Annotated in this window: 14 protein-coding genes; 5 read left to right on the forward strand and 9 right to left on the reverse strand. The window is 73.2% G+C overall.

From position 1 onward, the window contains the following. Nucleotides 1-74: 74 nt before the first annotated feature. Both ASE27_RS15725 and ASE27_RS15730 read right to left on the reverse strand, forming a co-directional pair. The gene (locus ASE27_RS15725) at nt 75-692 is read right to left on the reverse strand and encodes a DUF5313 family protein (protein WP_056652543.1); all 618 of its coding nucleotides are present in this window, start codon (nt 690-692) and stop codon (nt 75-77) included. Beyond that, a complete protein-coding gene (locus ASE27_RS15730) occupies nt 692-1090 on the reverse strand; it encodes a PadR family transcriptional regulator (protein ID WP_235535458.1) in 399 nt (132 codons plus the stop codon). Before ASE27_RS15730 ends, ASE27_RS15725 begins: the two co-directional genes overlap by 1 nt. Before the next feature lie 106 nt (nt 1091-1196). On the opposite strand from ASE27_RS15730, the gene ASE27_RS15735 reads away from it, so the two are divergent. Continuing rightward, on the forward strand, nt 1197-1580 hold the full coding sequence (locus ASE27_RS15735) for an HNH endonuclease signature motif containing protein (RefSeq protein WP_056652551.1): 384 nt from the start codon (nt 1197-1199) through the stop codon (nt 1578-1580). Here the strand turns inward: ASE27_RS15735 and ASE27_RS15740 are convergent. After that, a complete protein-coding gene (locus ASE27_RS15740; protein ID WP_056652554.1) occupies nt 1547-2503 on the reverse strand; it encodes a phosphoribosylaminoimidazolesuccinocarboxamide synthase in 957 nt (318 codons plus the stop codon). The two genes, ASE27_RS15735 and ASE27_RS15740, sit on opposite strands and share 34 nt — an antisense overlap. A 387-nt stretch (nt 2504-2890) precedes the next feature. Here ASE27_RS15740 and ASE27_RS15745 point away from each other — a divergent pair, with 387 nt between their 5' ends. Then, nucleotides 2891-3328, forward strand: coding sequence for a hypothetical protein (locus tag ASE27_RS15745; RefSeq protein ID WP_056652557.1), 438 nt, complete (start codon nt 2891-2893; stop codon nt 3326-3328). A gap of 17 nt (nt 3329-3345) precedes the next feature. On the opposite strand, the gene ASE27_RS15750 is transcribed toward ASE27_RS15745, so the two are convergent. Next, entirely contained in the window at nt 3346-5640 is a 2295-nt protein-coding gene (locus tag ASE27_RS15750; protein WP_056652559.1) for a substrate-binding domain-containing protein, read from the reverse strand. A 99-nt stretch (nt 5641-5739) separates the two neighbouring features. Here ASE27_RS15750 and ASE27_RS15755 point away from each other — a divergent pair, with 99 nt between their 5' ends. From ASE27_RS15755 to ASE27_RS15765, 3 genes are all read left to right on the forward strand, one after another. After that, complete coding sequence (locus ASE27_RS15755) at nt 5740-7008, forward strand: LacI family DNA-binding transcriptional regulator (RefSeq protein WP_157257663.1); 1269 nt, start codon at nt 5740-5742, stop codon at nt 7006-7008. 165 nt (nt 7009-7173) lie between these two features. After that, nucleotides 7174-9462: a glycoside hydrolase family 6 protein gene (locus ASE27_RS15760; RefSeq protein ID WP_304438313.1), complete on the forward strand. Its 2289-nt coding sequence runs from the start codon at nt 7174-7176 to the stop codon at nt 9460-9462. Nucleotides 9463-9545: 83 nt separating this feature from the next. Continuing rightward, a complete protein-coding gene (locus ASE27_RS15765) occupies nt 9546-11612 on the forward strand; it encodes a cellulase family glycosylhydrolase (RefSeq protein WP_082609006.1) in 2067 nt (688 codons plus the stop codon). A gap of 117 nt (nt 11613-11729) precedes the next feature. Here the strand turns inward: ASE27_RS15765 and purD are convergent, their stop codons facing one another. The 5 genes from purD to ASE27_RS15790 form a co-directional block, all read right to left on the reverse strand. After that, a complete protein-coding gene (gene purD / locus ASE27_RS15770) occupies nt 11730-13028 on the reverse strand; it encodes a phosphoribosylamine--glycine ligase (protein WP_056652566.1) in 1299 nt (432 codons plus the stop codon). A gap of 11 nt (nt 13029-13039) precedes the next feature. Further along, on the reverse strand, nt 13040-13621 hold the full coding sequence (locus tag ASE27_RS15775; RefSeq protein ID WP_162259235.1) for a signal peptidase I: 582 nt from the start codon (nt 13619-13621) through the stop codon (nt 13040-13042). Next, complete coding sequence (locus ASE27_RS15780; RefSeq protein ID WP_056652572.1) at nt 13618-14973, reverse strand: hypothetical protein; 1356 nt, start codon at nt 14971-14973, stop codon at nt 13618-13620. Before ASE27_RS15780 ends, ASE27_RS15775 begins: the two co-directional genes overlap by 4 nt. A 121-nt stretch (nt 14974-15094) precedes the next feature. Beyond that, the gene (locus ASE27_RS20480) at nt 15095-15802 is read right to left on the reverse strand and encodes a hypothetical protein (RefSeq protein ID WP_056652575.1); all 708 of its coding nucleotides are present in this window, start codon (nt 15800-15802) and stop codon (nt 15095-15097) included. Between the two features lies 1 nt (nt 15803). Next, on the reverse strand, nt 15804-16343 hold the full coding sequence (locus tag ASE27_RS15790; protein ID WP_056652578.1) for a SipW-dependent-type signal peptide-containing protein: 540 nt from the start codon (nt 16341-16343) through the stop codon (nt 15804-15806). Nucleotides 16344-16395 lie beyond the last annotated feature (52 nt).

Here is a 16395-nt window from a genome sequence, read left to right on the forward strand (position 1 = left end):
TCGACCGCAGGGATCTCCCGGCCCGACGGCGGAGCGCGCCTCAGGAGTCCTGTGCGGCCTCGCGGGCGCAGGGCTCAGGTGCGGTCCTGCAGCTCCGACGACGGGCTGGCCGCGAACCGCATCTGCTCGGGCACGTTGCCGTAGACGACGTGCCGGTACCAGGCGTCGCGCGTACGACTCTTGCGCATCAGCGTTCCCGCCAACAGCAAGAGAACGGCCAGGAAGGCCCAGAAGAACCCTGACGCGAAGAAGGCCGGCCAGTATGCGGCGACCGGTTCGCCGGCGATCAGGGCGTATCCCGCGATCGTCGTGAGCATCGTGCCGTAGCCCAGGGCAAGGGTCCAGACGACGTCCCGCACCGAGTAGAACGCGCCCCTGATGTCGTCGGCGACCCACCACCAGTACCGCGCGGGCAGCCGCAGACCGAACCGGTACAGCACCCACCGCCACAGCGGCGGTCGCTCACGCCACCGCAGTCCCCACCCCGCGCGCAGCAGGCCACGGATCTCGTCGACGCCCAGCCGGTCGGGCACGGGCGCGCCGGTCGCCTCGGCCACTGCGAGCGCGACGTCCTGCTGGACCGCGAGCAGCTCGTCGCCGTGGACCTCGCGCCAGCGGCGCGGGTAGGCGCGCGCCCAGAAGCGCGCGGACCGTTCGAAGCTCTCGTGGGGCGTCAGGTCGCGGCGGCGCATCAGGCCAGCCCTCCCGCGAGGCGGCCCGACGTCGGGCGTGCTGCCGTGCCCCGCCGGTCGAGGGCCTTCTGCGCCCTGGCGGCGAGCTCGCGGAGCCGGGCCGTCTCCTGCTCGGCCGCGCGACGGCCGTCGTCGGTGATCCGGTAGTAGCGGCGAAGACGACCGTCGACCACCTCCTCGCCCGAGGGCTCGACGAGCCCCGCACCCGAGAGCCGGTCGAGGTTGCCGTACAAGGTGCCGGCCCCCAGCGCCGTGGCGCCGTCCGACAGCTCCGCGACCGCCTGGATCACGGCATAGCCGTGGAGCGGCTCGGGCGTGAGCGAGAGCAGGATCAGGTAGGCCTGCTCGGTCATGCGGAACGGCTTGGCGCCCGGCGGGCCACTCGCAGCGGAAGTCATGGTCGATATATATCGCGCAACGACTCATTCAGCAACGGGACGCACCGGCCGCACTGCTCGACGGTTCCGCGGGTCGTTGTCGGACCCGGACGCTACGATCGAACACATGTTCGAATCGCTGCTCGAAGCCCGCCCTGGGCCTGGGGTCCAGGTGATCGCTGCCGTCCTCTCGCGCGACCGCACGTGCACGTTCCCGGGGTGCGCCGTGCCCGCGTTCCGCTGCGACCTCGACCACGTCAGGCGCCCGTCGCCGCCGGGACCGGGCGTGACGCAGGAGACCACGGACGTGGGCCCCGACGAGCTCATCTCGCTGTGCCGGCACCACCACGTGGTCCGGGCGCGGCACGGCTGGCGCCCCGAGCTCGCGATCGACGGCACGGTCCGCTGGACGTCACCGACGGGGCACCGCTACGTCCGCGAGGGCCCCGGGACCGCGGTTCAGACCAGCACCGCCGCTCAGAACAGGGAGTCGCCCGTGATCCGCTCGTAGGCCTCGAGGTAGCGGTCGCGCGTGCGCTCGACGACGTCGGCAGGCAGCGACGGCGGCGTGGCGTCGGACGCGCGGTCCCAGCCCGAGGCGTCGGAGGCGAGCCAGTCGCGGACGTACTGCTTGTCGAAGCTCGGCTGCGACTGCCCCGGCTGCCACTGGTCGGCAGGCCAGAAGCGCGACGAGTCGGGGGTCAGCACCTCGTCGCCCAGGACGGTCGCGCCCGTGACCGGGTCCACGCCGAACTCGAACTTGGTGTCGGCGAGGATCACGCCGCGCTCGCGCGCGATCTCCTCGGCGCGCGAGTAGACCGCGAGCGTCAGGTCGCGCAGCCGGGTCGCGGCCTCGAGCCCGATGGTCTGGGCGACGACCTCGAACGACACGTTCTCGTCGTGCTCGCCGACCTCGGCCTTGGCCGCGGGCGTGAAGATCGCCTCCGGAAGACGCGAGCCGTCGACGAGCCCCTCGGGCAGAGGAACTCCGCACACCGTACGGTCCACGCGGTACTCGACCAGGCCGGATCCGGTGAGGTAGCCACGGGCCACGCACTCGACCGGGAACATCTCGAGGCGGCGGCAGATCATGGCGCGACCGGCGACGACGTCCGGCACCAGGCCGTCGCCCGGCATGGCACTGGCCTCGGTGCTCACCACGTGGTTGGGGACGAGGTCGGCGAGCTTGTCGAACCACCACAGGCTGAGCTGGGTCAGGACGACCCCCTTGTCGGGGATGCCCGGCGACAGGACGTGGTCGAACGCGCTCACGCGGTCACTCGCGACGACCAGGACGACGTCACCGAGCGGGTGCGCCCCGCCGAGCTGCGCGAGGTCGGGCTCGTAGAGGTCGCGGACCTTCCCCGAGTAGACGTGCCGCCACCCCGGCAGGTCGAGGTGGGCCGTGTCGAGGGCGTCGCGCGAGTCAGTCACGGCGCCTAGTCTCTCATCCGGCGCACGCACGGTTCGGGGCGTCCGGATGGCGAGGCTCCGGCCTGCCGGACACCGCGACGTTCACCCAGGTCACCCGGGTCCGGGGCGTTCCGGGCCCACCGGACCCACGGGCCGTGAACCCGCCACCTGTGCCCTCCGGGCTCCCCGTCCGTGCCTCGTGCTGACATACCTCGTGCTGACATGCCTCGGTCCACCGCCATGTGCACGGATCGACGCCACTGCTCGCCCGCACGACCGGGTCTCGGTGAGTGGCCCATGTAGGGTCCTGGCAACGGTTTCGGGGCAGATGTCACCCACGACCCGGAGCGATGGAGCCCCGGCCTCGACGAGGAGGTCGTGCTGGGGCAGAAGGGCGGTTCAGGTCGGATGAGGCAGAGCATCTTGCTCAGCGCAGCACTCGTCGGCACGCTCGGGCTCACGTCGGGGTGCGCCGGCATGGGCGTACCCCGTCTCGATCCACTTCCCACCCCGACCGGACCGGTGCCGTTCGCGTACTGGCTCCCGTCAGAGCCGGGAGGAGACTCGGCGCAGCTCGAGGGCACGCTCGTGGAAGAGGACGGCTGTCTGTACGTCGACGCTGACTCGGCGAGGTACCTTCCGGTCTTTCCCGCGGGTGCGGTCGCCTGGGACGGTTCGACCCTGACGACCACCAACCCGAGAGACCCCGCGACGAGGGACGACGTCGTCCCGGGCGAAGAGATCTCCCTGGGCGGCGGGGGCGGCGAGGGGACGCCAGGGCCCACCACCGTGGTCCCTGACGCCTGCGACCTGGCGGACGGGTACTTCGTGGTCGCCGCACCCTAGGCGCTGGGGGAGCCGGGTCACACGGGCCGCGAGCGATCGGTCAGGAAGACCCCCCGGAGAGCGGCCTCCCGACGCTCGTCGGACCGGTCCGTCATGACCCCGACCATGCGCGTCGGGCAGCCCGCACCGTCGCTCACGGTCACGGCACGGCAGGCCACCCGCAGGTAGCGGCCGTCGGCGGCCCGCAGGCGGTGCTCGAGGTCGAGCGACCCGCCGGCCCCGCCGAGTTGGGCCGCGAGCGCGACCTGGACGGCCTGCAGGTCCTCGGGGTGGACACGGTCGATCCACTCGTCAGGGTCGGCGGCCCGCACGTCGTCGGCCGGCAGGCCGAGCATCGACCGCCAGGACGGCGAGAAGTAGACCGTGCCGGTCGCGACGTCCCAGTCCCACGTCGCGTCGTACGCCGCGACCGAGGCGAGGGCGTAGCGCTCCTCGCTCGCGCTGATCTCCTCGGCCAGGCGTCGCTCACGACGTGCGGCCTCCTCGAGCTCGGTCCGCTGGGCGCGCAGCGCGGCCAGGTGGTGCTCCTGGTCGAGCGCGACCGCGAGCATGGCCGCCCAGTGGTTGTACTTCTCGCGCGCGCTCGTCGCCCGGGTGTCGACGGGGCCGCCGATCACGAGGTACCCCCAGTCGCTCGCGTCGAACGCGACGGGGATGACGAACGAGAGTGCGTTGGCGCTCAGCAGAGCCCTGGGCGGGAACTCCGCCGCGGGGTAACGGTGGCCGACGAGCCGTTGACCGGCGGCGCTGCCCCGGACCCCCGCGACCTCGAGCACGCCGCCTGCGGGACCCCCGCCCGGGGGGACCCACAGCGCGATCGCCGCCGGGCCGGCCTGCCCTCGGGGCAGCCACTCGAGGTGCCGCAGGGACGCGCTGTCGGCGTGCATGAGCTCGAGGTCGAGCTCGTACTGGTCGACCATGGCCCGTTCGAGGTGGCCCGAGCGGACGAGGAGCCCGTGCGTGCACCCCTTCGAGAGCGCGACGAGGATCTCGGTCGTCACGTCACCGAGCGCCCGGGCACGACCCTGCGGTCGTGCGCGGGCCGCGCCACCCAGCGGTCCCGTCGTCCCCCGGCGCTTGATGCCCCCCAGGAGCTCCGCCTCGAGCGCGCGCACCACGGGCACGAGCTGCTCGAGCGCCTCGGGGACGGGTCGCAGGACCGCGGTCCGGTCGGCGAGCGCACGATAGGAGTGCGACGTGGGCACGGTCGCGTCCGCAGCGGCGTCGGTCATCATCCCGACGACGGCCCGTACCCACCCTCCGACGGCGCTCTCCCCCGCTCCGGACGACCCCGCGCTCCCTGGACGCGGCTTCGCACGCAGGACCACGGCGTCGTCGAGCACGGCGCGCGCCACGGCGGCGAGGCGCGCTGCCGCGGAACCGTCGTCGGCGGTGCCCGCGCTGCGCGGCACCCCGTCGACGAGCAGGTCGGTCCGCGTGCCGTCGACGCAGCCGCAGGACTCGCGGCAGACGAGGGTCGCGTCCGCGAGGTGCTCACCCGGCCCGACCCGCTCGCCGTGCAGGCGCGCGAGCAGGAGCTCGGCGGCGAGCTCTCCGACGCGGTCGTGGTGCGGGTCGACCGACGAGAGCCGAGGGCGTGCCCGCGCGCCGCCGTCGGAGTGGTCGAACCCGATGAGCGCCTGGTCGCGCGGCAGCACGAGCCCCGAGTCGGTCAGTGCGCGCAGGAAGCCGACCGCGTTGCGGTCGGTGCCCGCGATGGTCGCGGTCGTGTCGAGCCCCTCGTCGAGGGCGACCCGGGCGGCCGCCGCGCCGGCGGCCTCCTGGTTGTCGCGCGTCCGGTAGACCCACTCGGGGCGGGGTTCGATCCCGTGGGCGCGCAGCGCTGCCTCGTACGCGGCGTGCCGCTCCGCCAGGTCGTGCTGGCGCGGGTTCCCGAGGAACCCGATCCGTTGGTGCCCGTGCTGGAGGAGGTGCTCGACGGCGGCACGCACCCCGCCCGCGTTGTCGGGCGTGACCACGGGAGCCCGCAGGTCGTCGACGGTCTCGCTGATGACGACCAGGGGCTTGCCCGACCGGTCGAGGGCGCGCAGCACGTCGTGCTCGACGGCCGACGTGACCACGATGACCCCGTCCATCGCGTCGAGCCCGGCGATCGGCCGGTGCGGCGGCTGGTCGGGGAACTCGTCCCGGTCGAGGTCGGCCGGGTACGTCTGGACCGCGACCACGCGATGCCCGCCCGCGCGCAGGCCGCGTGCGATCCCTGCGAGGACCTTCCCGAAGTAGAAGCCGCCCACGACCGGCGAGAGGACACCGATCGTGAGGTTTCGTCGGTGGGTCGTGACATCGACCATGGCGCTCACCCCGTCGTGTACCTGATTCCCCCCTGACGGCTCGCCGTCGAGCCGGCCCGATCGTGCAGCACGCCCCGGCTGGGGGCATGCTGTGTGACCGTGGCCACATTCTTACGTCCGGAACGCCCGATTGCTACTGGTAGGCGCACGACCATCACCGACGTCGCCCGTGCGGCGGGGGTGTCGATCGCGGTCGTCTCGTACGCCCTCAACGGACGACCGGGGGTCTCGGACCGTACCCGGCGGCGGGTCCTCCAGGTCGCCGAGGAGCTCGGGTGGCGGCCGAGCGTGGCGGCCAGGACCCTGCGCGGCGCGGCCGGGTCGGTCGCGCTCGTCCTGGTGCGGGACGCGGTCGGCGCCGCGGCGACGGCCACGGACCTGGAGCTCTCGGACGGGCTCCGGGACGTCCTCGACGGGAGGCTCTCGCTGGCCGTGCACCTCCTGGGCTCCCCGGCCTCGGCGGCGCTCGCCATCGCGGACTGGTGGGCCGAGCAGCGGTACGACGCCGTGGTCCTCACAGGGATCCGCCGCGAGGACCCCCGGCTCGCGGCGCTCGAACGCCTGGGGGCCGTGGCGGTCCTGGTCGACCACGTCGCCCTGCCGGGCGACGCATCGGGCGACGCATCGGGCGACGCATCGGGCGGCGTGCCGAGCAACCCGCCGCCGCCGGCGGCCCCGCGTCCGCCCACCCCCACATCCACATCCACGCAGACCGTCGCCCTCGACTCGTCGGCCGACACCAAGGTCGGTCGCTACCTCTCCGACCTCGGGCACCGCCGCGTCGCGGTGCTGGCGTCCGCGCCCGACCTCCGGTCGGGGCGCGGTGCCGCGGAGGCCCTGAGCGCCGAGGTCGCGCGCCGGGGCGGGGTCGCGGTCGTCGAGTCGTGCACGACGCTCGAGGACGTCGCGTCGACCGCACGCCGGCTGCTCGCGTCCCCCGAGCCCCCGACGGCGGTCGTCACCTCGGACGACCAGGGCGCCCTGGTCGTCCTCGACGTCGCGCGCCGGGCGGGGCTCGTCGTCCCCTGGGACCTGTCGGTCGTCGCGGGCCGCGACGCACCGGTGCTGCGGCTGTCGACCCCGCCCGTGACGGCGGTCGCGCGCCCCGACCGGGCGCTCGGCCAAGAGGCCGGGCGCCGGGTGCTCCGGGGTCTCGGTCGGGACGCGGCTCTCGCCCCCGCCCCCGGCACCGCCCCTGCCCCCGCCCCCGGCACCGCCCCTGCCTCTGCCTCTGCCTCTGCCTCTGCCCCCAGCACAACCCCCGCCCCCGGCACCTCACCGGGGGGCTCGACCCCGCGCGTCGAGCCGCTGCCCGCAGTCCCGGGCGGACGGCTCGTCGTGCGCGGCACCACCTCTCCCCCGCGCTGACCGCGCGCCGCCCGCCCCCTCGTGCGGGTGAACCGAGTTGTCCACCTAAACGTTTCACGACGTGCCGACGTCACCCGGTCCGTGACACGTTGCGCTCGACGCCGCACCCCGCGGCACGGGCCGGCCGGTGTCGTCCGGCCCCAGGACGAACCTCAGGAGGACCTCGTGTCACCTACCCACCATCGGCTGCGCAAGGGCGCGACAGCCATGGCCGCTGCGGCGCTTGTCGCCGCTCCGCTCGCGCTCGCACAGGTTCCGGCCGCCGCGGCCGAGGCCCGCGTCGCGAACCCGTACGCCGGGGCGACGCAGTACGTGAACCCGTACTGGTCGGACTCGGTCGAAGCCGCCGCCACGCGTGCCGACGGTGACCTGGCCGCGAAGATGCAGGCGATCTCGGGTGAGCCCACGGCCGTCTGGATGGACCGCATCAGTGCGATCGAGGGCAATGCCGACGGCCCGGGCCTGCGCTTCCACCTCGACGAGGCGCTCGCCCAGAAGGACGCGGGCGTGCCGATCGTGTTCAACCTGGTCATCTACGACCTGCCCGGCCGTGACTGCTACGCGCTCGCGTCGAACGGCGAGCTGCCCGCCACGGACGCCGGGCTCGTGCGCTACAAGAACGAGTACATCGACCCGATCGTCGACATCCTCGACGACCCCAAGTACGACTCGCTGCGCATCGCGGCGACGATCGAGCCCGACTCGCTGCCCAACCTCATCACCAACATCAGCACGCCCGACTGCCAGCAGTCCGCCCCGTACTACCGCGCGGGCGTGAAGTACGCGCTCGACGAGCTCTACACGGTCGGCAACGTCTACTCCTACATCGACGCCGCGCACGCGGGCTGGCTGGGCTGGCCGAGCAACTCGGGCCCCGCCGCCAAGCTCTTCGCCGACGTCGTGAGGTCGACGAACGCGGGCTTCGCGTCGGTCACGGGCTTCGTGACCAACACCGCGAACTCGACGCCGCTGGTCGAGCCGTTCCTCGAGGACATCCAGATCGGCGGCACGCCCATCCGGTCGTCGAGCTTCTACGAGTGGAACGCCGACTTCGACGAGGCCGACTGGACCGCGCACCTCTACGACCTCCTGGTCGCCGAGGGCTTCCCGGCCTCGATCGGCATGCTCATCGACACGTCCCGCAACGGGTGGGGCGGCGACGCCCGACCGACCGCGGTCAGCACGTCGACGAACTACAACACCTACGTCAACGAGTCCCGCGTGGACAAGCGCATCCACCGCGGCGCGTGGTGCAACCCGGCGGGCGCCGGCATCGGTGAGCGCCCGCAGGCCACGCCGTCGGGCTACCCGGAGTCACACCTGCACGCGTTCGTGTGGGTCAAGCCTCCGGGCGAGTCCGACGGCGCCTCGACGGACATCCCGAACGACCAGGGCAAGCGGTTCGACCGCATGTGCGACCCGACGTTCGTCTCGCCCAAGCTCTCCAACCAGCTGACGGGCGCGCTGGGCGGGGCCCCGCTCGCGGGCCAGTGGTTCGACGCGCAGTTCGAGATGCTCGTCGAGAACGCCTACCCGGTCATCGAGGGCGGCGGCACGACGCCCGGCGACGTGACGGCTCCCACGGCCCCGACGGGCCTCACCGCGGGCACGGCCACGGCCACCTCGGTCCCGCTCTCGTGGACGGCCTCGACCGACGCGGTCGGCGTGACGGGCTACACGATCTACCGCAACGGCGTGCAGGTCGGCACCTCGACCTCGACGAGCTTCACGGCGACGGGTCTGAGCCCCGCGACCACGTACTCGTTCACGGTCACGGCGCGCGACGCGGCCGGCAACGTCTCGACGCCGTCTGCCGCCCGGTCGGTCACGACCGCGGCGGGCCAGACGGACCTGCCGCCCTCGACACCCACGGGTCTGACCGCGGGGACGACCACCGCGAGCACCGTCCCGCTCTCCTGGAACGCGTCGACCGACGACGTCGGCGTGGCCGGCTACGTGGTCCTGCGCAACGGAACCCAGGTCGGCACCCCGACCGGGACGTCCTTCACCGACACGGGTCTGACGGCGGGCACCACGTACTCGTACACGGTCCGGGCCAAGGACACCGCGGGCAACCTCTCGGCGGCCTCGGCCGCGGTGAGCGCGACGACCACGACGGTCGTCGTCCCGCCCCCCGGCTCGTGCACGGTCGCCTACTCGGCGAACGGCTGGGGCTCGGGCTTCACGGGCACCGTGAAGGTCACGAACACCTCGACCAGCACGGTCAACGGCTGGAGCCTGGCCTTCACGTTCCCGTCGGGCCAGACGATCACCAACTCGTGGTCGGGCCAGTTCACGCAGACCGGCGCGAACGTCACGGTGACCGGGCTCTCGTGGAACGCGAACCTCGCCCCGGGCGGGTCCGCCGAGGTCGGCTTCAACGCGAGCCACAGCGGCACGAACGGCGTGCCGGCCGTCTTCACCCTCAACGGCCAGGCCTGCACCGTCGCCTGACCTGACCGACAGCACCCGACCGGGCTGTCCGGGCCCGCACCTCGCGGCCCCGGGCAGCCCGGTCCTTCTTCCAGGAGCTTTCCATGAGTCCTCTGCAGGATCCGATCTCCCGGCCCCGACCCCGGCGCCGGGCCGCGTACGCCGCGATCGCGGCGGGCGCGGTCCTGGTCGCGGGCGCGCTGCCGTCCGCGGCAGCCCTCGCCGGCCCGACGGCGCCGCTCACCTCGTCCTCGACGCCCACCTCGGCGTCCCTCACCCCGTCCGCGGCCGCGGACGTGCCCCTCGCCGCCGTCCCGGCCGACGACTGGCTGCACACCGACGGCTCGACCATCGTCGACGCCGCGGGCGACGAGGTGTGGCTGACCGGCGCGAACTGGTTCGGCTTCAACGCGAGCGAGCGTGTGTTCCATGGTCTGTGGTCCGGCAACCTCGAGGCGATCACGCGCTCGATGGCCGAGCGTGGCATCAACATCGTGCGCGTCCCGGTCTCGACCGAGCTGCTGCTCGAGTGGAGGGACGGGGAGACCGTCGCGTCGCCCAACGTCAACACGTTCGTGAACCCCGAGCTCGTGGGCATGGACAACAAGGAGATCTTCGACCACTGGCTCTCGCTGTGCGAGAAGTACGGGCTCAAGGTCATGATCGACCTCCACAGCGCCACGGCCGACAACTCGGGCCACGTCTACCCCCTGTGGACCCACGGCGGGTTCACGGTCGAGGACTTCTACGCGGGCTGGGAGTGGTTCGCCCAGGAGTACGCCGACGACGACACGATCGTCGCGGCCGACCTCAAGAACGAGCCGCACGGCTCGCAGTCCGAGGCCCTGCGCGCCAAGTGGGACGGGTCCGGCGACGCCGACAACTGGCGCCACGTCGCCGAGCAGGCCGCCGCACGGATCCTCGCGATCAACCCGCACCTGCTGATCCTCGTCGAGGGGGTCCAGGTCTATCCGAAGGCCGGCAAGACCTGGGCCGACCGCGGCCTCGACGACTTCCACAACACGTGGTGGGGCGGCAACCTGCGCGGCGCGGCCGACCACCCGGTCGACCTGGGTGCGCACCAGGACCAGCTCGTCTACTCGCCGCACGACTACGGGCCGCTCGTCTCGCCGCAGCCGTGGTTCGAGGGCGACGACTGGGACCGGGCCTCGCTCGAGGCCGAGGTGTGGGACCCGAGCTGGCTGTACCTGTGGAAGGAGGGCACGGCTCCGCTGCTCGTGGGCGAGTGGGGCGGGCTGCTCGACGGCGGCAAGAACGAGAAGTGGATGCGCGCGCTGCGCGACATGATGGTCGACTACCGGATCAGCCACACGTTCTGGTGCATCAACCCGAACTCGGGCGACACGGGCGGTCTGCTGAACCACGACTGGACCACGTGGGACGAGGCCAAGTACGACCTGCTCGAGCCCTCGCTGTGGAAGGAGGGCGGGAAGTTCGTCTCGCTCGACCATCAGGTGCCCCTCGGCGGGGCCGGTTCGACGACCGGGCAGTCGCTCGGCGACCTGTACGGCGACGGCGGCACCACGCCCGTCCCGGACACCCAGGCACCGACCGCGCCGGGGACCCCGAGCGCGACGGACGTGACGTCGTCGGGCGTGACGCTCACCTGGGGCGCCTCGACCGACGACCGGGCCGTGACCGCCTACGACGTCTACCGGAACGACGCCTCGGGGGCCACCAAGGTCGCCACGACGAGCACGCCGAGCGCCACCCTGACGGGGCTCTCGCCCGCGACCACCTACTCGTTCACGGTGCGGGCGCGCGACGCGGCGGGCAACGTCTCGCCCGCGTCGGGCGCACGGACCGTGACCACGTCGGCCGGGCCCGTGACCCCCACGGGCCAGTGCGCCGTGACGTCCTCCACGAACGGCTGGAGCACGGGATACACCGGGACCGTGAAGGTCACCAGCACGAGGTCCACGCCCCGCAACGGGTGGACGCTGACCTTCTCGCTCCCCGCGGGGCAGCAGGTCACGAACGGCTGGTCGGGAACGTTCAGCCAGTCGGGCACGACCGTCACGGTCGTCAACGCGCCGTGGAACGGGACCCTGGCCCCTGGCGCGAGCGTCGAGGTCGGCTTCACCGCGAACGGCACGGGGGCGGGCCCGTCGGGCTTCGCACTCGACGGCCAGGCCTGCACGACCTCCTGACCGGGTGCGCCCGCGGCCGTCGGCCGAGGCGCACCCCCGTGGACCTGGCCTCGTCGGACGGGCCGGGACGGCGAGGGCCCGCGAGCATCAGCTCGCGGGCCCTCGTCGAGCACGTGCTCAGCGCTGCTCGCGCGCGGCCTTCTCGGCGATGTCGGTGCGGTGGTGCGAACCGGGCAGGACGATCTTGTCGACGCCTGCGTAGACACGGCGGCGGGCCTCCAGGAGATCCTGGCCCCGCGCGACGACCGACAGCACGCGCCCACCGGCGCTGCGCAGCACGTCCTCGTCGTCGAGCGCGGTGCCCGCGTGCAGGACGTGCACGCCCTCGAGGGCCTCGGCCTCGGAGACCCCCGTGATGGCGTCCCCGCTGCGGACCGCTGCCGGGTAGCCGTTCGCGGCGACGACCACGGTCACGGCCGCGTCGTCCGACCAGCGCAGCCGCGGGAAGTCCGCGAGCTCGCCGCGGGCCGCTGCGCGCAGCACCGCGGACAGCGGCGTGACGAGCCGCGAGAGGACGACCTGGGTCTCCGGGTCACCGAAGCGGGCGTTGAACTCGACCACGCGCGTGCCGCGGCTCGTGAGCGCGAGGCCCACGTAGAGGACTCCGGCGAACGGCGTGCCGCGGCGGGCCATCTCGTCGATCGTGGGCTGCGCGACCCGGGTCACGACCTCCTCGGTCAGGCCAGCGGGCGCCCAGGGCAGCGGGCTGTAGGCACCCATGCCGCCCGTGTTGGGGCCCGCGTCGCCGTCGAACGCGCGCTTGAAGTCCTGCGCGGGGGCGAGGGGGACGACGCTCGTGCCGTCCGACAGGCAGAAGAGCGAGACCTCGGGCCCGTCGAGGTACTCCTCGATCACGACCACGGGGTCGCCCGCGCCGGGGCGTGGCGTCGCGAAGCACGCCTGCGCGTGCTCGAGCGCCTCCTGGCGGTCGTCGGTCACGACGACGCCCTTGCCCGCGGCGAGCCCGTCGTCCTTGACCACGTAGGGCGCACCGAACGCGTCGAGCGCGTCGGCGACCTGGTCGATGTCGGTGCACACGTGCGCGAGCGCGGTGGGGACCGACGCTGCGGCCATGACGTCCTTGGCGAACGCCTTGGACCCCTCGAGCGCGGCGGCCTCGGCGCTGGGGCCGAAGCAGTCGATGCCGGCCGCCCGCACGGCGTCCGCGACACCGGCGACGAGCGGCGCCTCCGGGCCGATCACGACCAGGTCTGCTCCCAGCTCGACCGCGAGCGCCGCGACGGCCTCGCCGTCGACCGCGCTGACCGCGTGGAGCGTCGCGAGCTCTCCGATCCCCGGGTTCCCCGGGGCGGCGTGCAGCTCGTGCGCCTCCGCGCCCGTGGCGACGGACTCCTGGGCGAAGGAGTGGACGATGGCGTGCTCGCGGGCACCCGAACCGATGACGAGGATCTTCACGGGAACGCAGTCTACCGATCGGTGCGCGGTGGGCCCGGGGCGTCCACGTCGTCGGGCACCGGTCCCGCTGCGGGACCGTCCGGCATCGGCTCGTCGTCGGGTTCCTGACGCTTCTTCGAGGAGGGCATGAGCGCGAACCCGACGAGCGCGCACGCCGCGACGACGACGGGGATGCCGACCGCGGGCCGACGCAGGGTCTCGATGGCGTCGCGGGCCCCCGGTATCCGGACGAGCGGCACCAGGGCGTCGTCGACGACGTACTGCTCGGGGTCGTCGACGGGGTTGTTGTCCCCACGGAGCGTGAGGGCCCGCTCGTCGCCAGGTCCGCCCTCGATCGCGACGACACGGTGCGTCACCAGGACGCCGTCACGGGTGAAGACGCTCACGACGTCACCGACCTCGAGGCTCGACGCCGGGACGCGGCGCGCGACGATCGCGTCACCCACCTCGTAGGTCGGCACCATCGATCCGGAGATGACGACCATGGTCTGCAGCCGTCCCGTCTGGATGCCGAGGAACAGCAGCAGACCGAGCACCCCGGCGACGGCGGCGACCGTCAGGAACGCGTCGCCGATCCGCTTGAGCCACCTCACGAGGCCCATCCCGACCAGGTCGGGCTCATCATGACCGGGCGGTACGACTGGACCGTGCTGCCCGTCCCGAGCTGCCCCGAGGAGTTGAGGCCCCAGCAGTAGAGCATGCCGTCCGTCGCGGCCCCGCAGCCGTGCGTCGCGTCGACGTCGACCGTCCGGAACCGCGCGCCGTCGGTGACGGTGTTCATGTTGCCGCGGTCGACCTCGGTCGGCCGGTTGACGATGGCGTTCCAGGTGACGTTCGTCCCGGTCTGGCCCTCGGAGTTGTTCCCCCAGCAGTACGCGATGCCGGACGCCGTCAGCGCGCACGTCGTCCCGTCCCCCAGGTCGAGCGAGACGACGGGCGTCCCGGCGAGCTCTCCGCCTTGGGCGATCGCCACGGGGACGGGCGAGCTGCCGCCCGTCGAACCGATGCCGAGCTGCCCCCAGGAGTTGTCCCCCCAGCAGTACGGCGACTGGCTCTCCGGGCCCGTCGTCTTCCGGCCGATCACGCAAGCGCTCTTCCCGCCGACCGAGATGTCGAGGATCTCCGCTCCCTGGAGCACGCCGTTCGTCACGACCGCCACGGGGGTCGGGCTGGGGGTGGTCGTGCCGTCGCCCAGCTGCCCGACGTCGTTCGAGCCCCAGCAGTACGGCGCACCGTCGGCCAGGAGGCACCCGAGGCCGGCACCGATCGCGATGTCGGTCACGGTCGCCCCGGCCGGCATGGCCCCACCGGAGATCTCGACCGGGGTCGAGGAGGTCCCTGCAGGCCCCAGCGTGTCGCCCCAGCAGTACCCCTTGCCGCCCGCGACCGCGCACGAGCCGGTTGCTCCGAGCTCGAGCTCGGTCACCGGACCGACGGCGTTCCCGGGCGGGATCGCCACCGGCTCGGTGTAGAAGGCCGCACCGCCGACGCCGATCTGCCCGCTCGAGTTGTCGCCCCAGCAGTACACCGAGCCCTCGGCGAACGCGCACGTGTGCTTGTCGCCGGCGTCGAGGAAGGTGACCTCCTTGCCCGAGAGCAGCCCTCCGACCGGTCCCACGAGGACGTCCGAGGACGCCGTGGTGCCCGTCCCCAGCTGGCCGCGATCGTTGGCCCCCGTGCACCAGACCTCGCCGCCCTCGACGAGCGCGCACGAGTGGTAGTCGCCCGCGACCACGTCGACAGCGGCGGAGATCGACGCCGTGGTCACCCTCCCGTCGGCGAAGACCGTGTCCGCCCACGCCGCCGAGGTCGGACGCGACTGCCCTGCGCTCCACAGGGCGACTCCGACCAGGAGCAGGAGCGCCAGCACGGCGGCCACCCGTGCCGCGGCACGGCCTGGGGCGAGCCGCCGGACGCCGGGCCGCGGGGACGGTCGATCGATCACGGGTGACTCCTCTCCTGGTCGTCGTGCGAGCACGAACCGCCGCACTGCGTGTCGAAGCACCTGCCGCGCAGGTGGCGCGGAGGTCGTGAGCCGTGGAGTGCGCCTGTCTCTCCGCTGCGCCTCACGGCCCGACCGGCTGCCCGGTCGTCGCGCCGGGTTCAGGATGTCTCCTGCGGCGCAGGAGCGCTGCCCCGACGCCGATCGCGGCACCTGCGAGCGCCGCGACCGACCACACGGCGGCGCCCGTCGCCGCAAGCGGTCCACCAGGCCCTCCGGGACCGGAGGGGTCGGTGGTGCCTCCGCCCTCGGCGGTGCTGTCTCCCTGCAGCGCGAGGTCGTACGTGACGGTGCCCGTGGCGCCACCGGGTGCGTCGTCGTCGAGCGTCACGAGGACGCGGAGCGACGTGGTCGCTCCGGCGGGAAGGACGACGTCCTGCGCGGCAGGCCCGGACTGCGGCCCCCGCCAGCCGTCGACGAGCCGGACGGCGCCGCTCGGGCACTCGTCGCCCTGCCAGGGACTCGTGCACGCGTCGATCGAGGTGCTGATCGAGTCGCCCAGCTCGCCGGTCGACGTGACGCGGACGTCGACGACCACCCCGTCCGACGCGTGGGTCGAGACGAGGTCGACGACGGTCGAGCGGGTCTGCCCCGGTGACATGCCGTCGAGGGAGAACGACAGGGGCTGGGGGCTCACCTCCCCGGCCGCCGCCTCGGAGGGTGCCTCGACGGCGACGGCAGCACCGGTCCCCGGGAGGAGTCCGGCGCTGCCGAGCGCGCAGAGGGCCGCCACCCCCACGACGGCGCGAGCCGTGCGTGAGGTCCGGGTCATGTCAGGGAGTCACGACCTCGGTGCCCGTGACCTGGATCGTGAAGTCGGCCGTCTGGCCCTGGAGCGCGGCGTTGTCGGCGGCGCTCGAACCGGTGGGGATCGTGAGCGTGTAGGTCACGTCGATCGCGACCTGGGCGTCGGGCGCGAGGCTCGCCGCTGCACCGGCGTCCGCGTACGCGGCCGTGACGGTGAGCGCGCTCTTGAGCTCGGCGCTGTCGCTCGTGACCTCGACGACTGGGGCCGCAAGGTTGGCGGGGTTCGTCGAGTCGGTGTCGTTCTTGACGTAGACCGTCTTGGTGACGGGCGTTCCCGGGGAGAGGTTCTCGACCGTCGGGATGGTCAGCTCGATGTTCGTCCCGTCGTCGGACTCGACCCAGGTCGTCCCGTCGAGCGAGCCCTCGAGGTTGAACGTCGAGGAGGTCACGTCGCCCTTGAACCAGACGTTGTCGCTCCAGAGCGCGCTGGTCGCGGCGACGCCCACGCCGAGGACGACGAGTCCGGCGAGCCCGACCTTGATCTTGCGGCTACGAGATTCCTGCATGTCACACACCCGTTTCTGTCGGTCAGGGTGCGAACGGCCCGAACGCCGACGC

This window comes from Oerskovia sp. Root918, assembly GCF_001428945.1.
GTDB lineage: Bacteria > Actinomycetota > Actinomycetes > Actinomycetales > Cellulomonadaceae > Oerskovia > Oerskovia enterophila.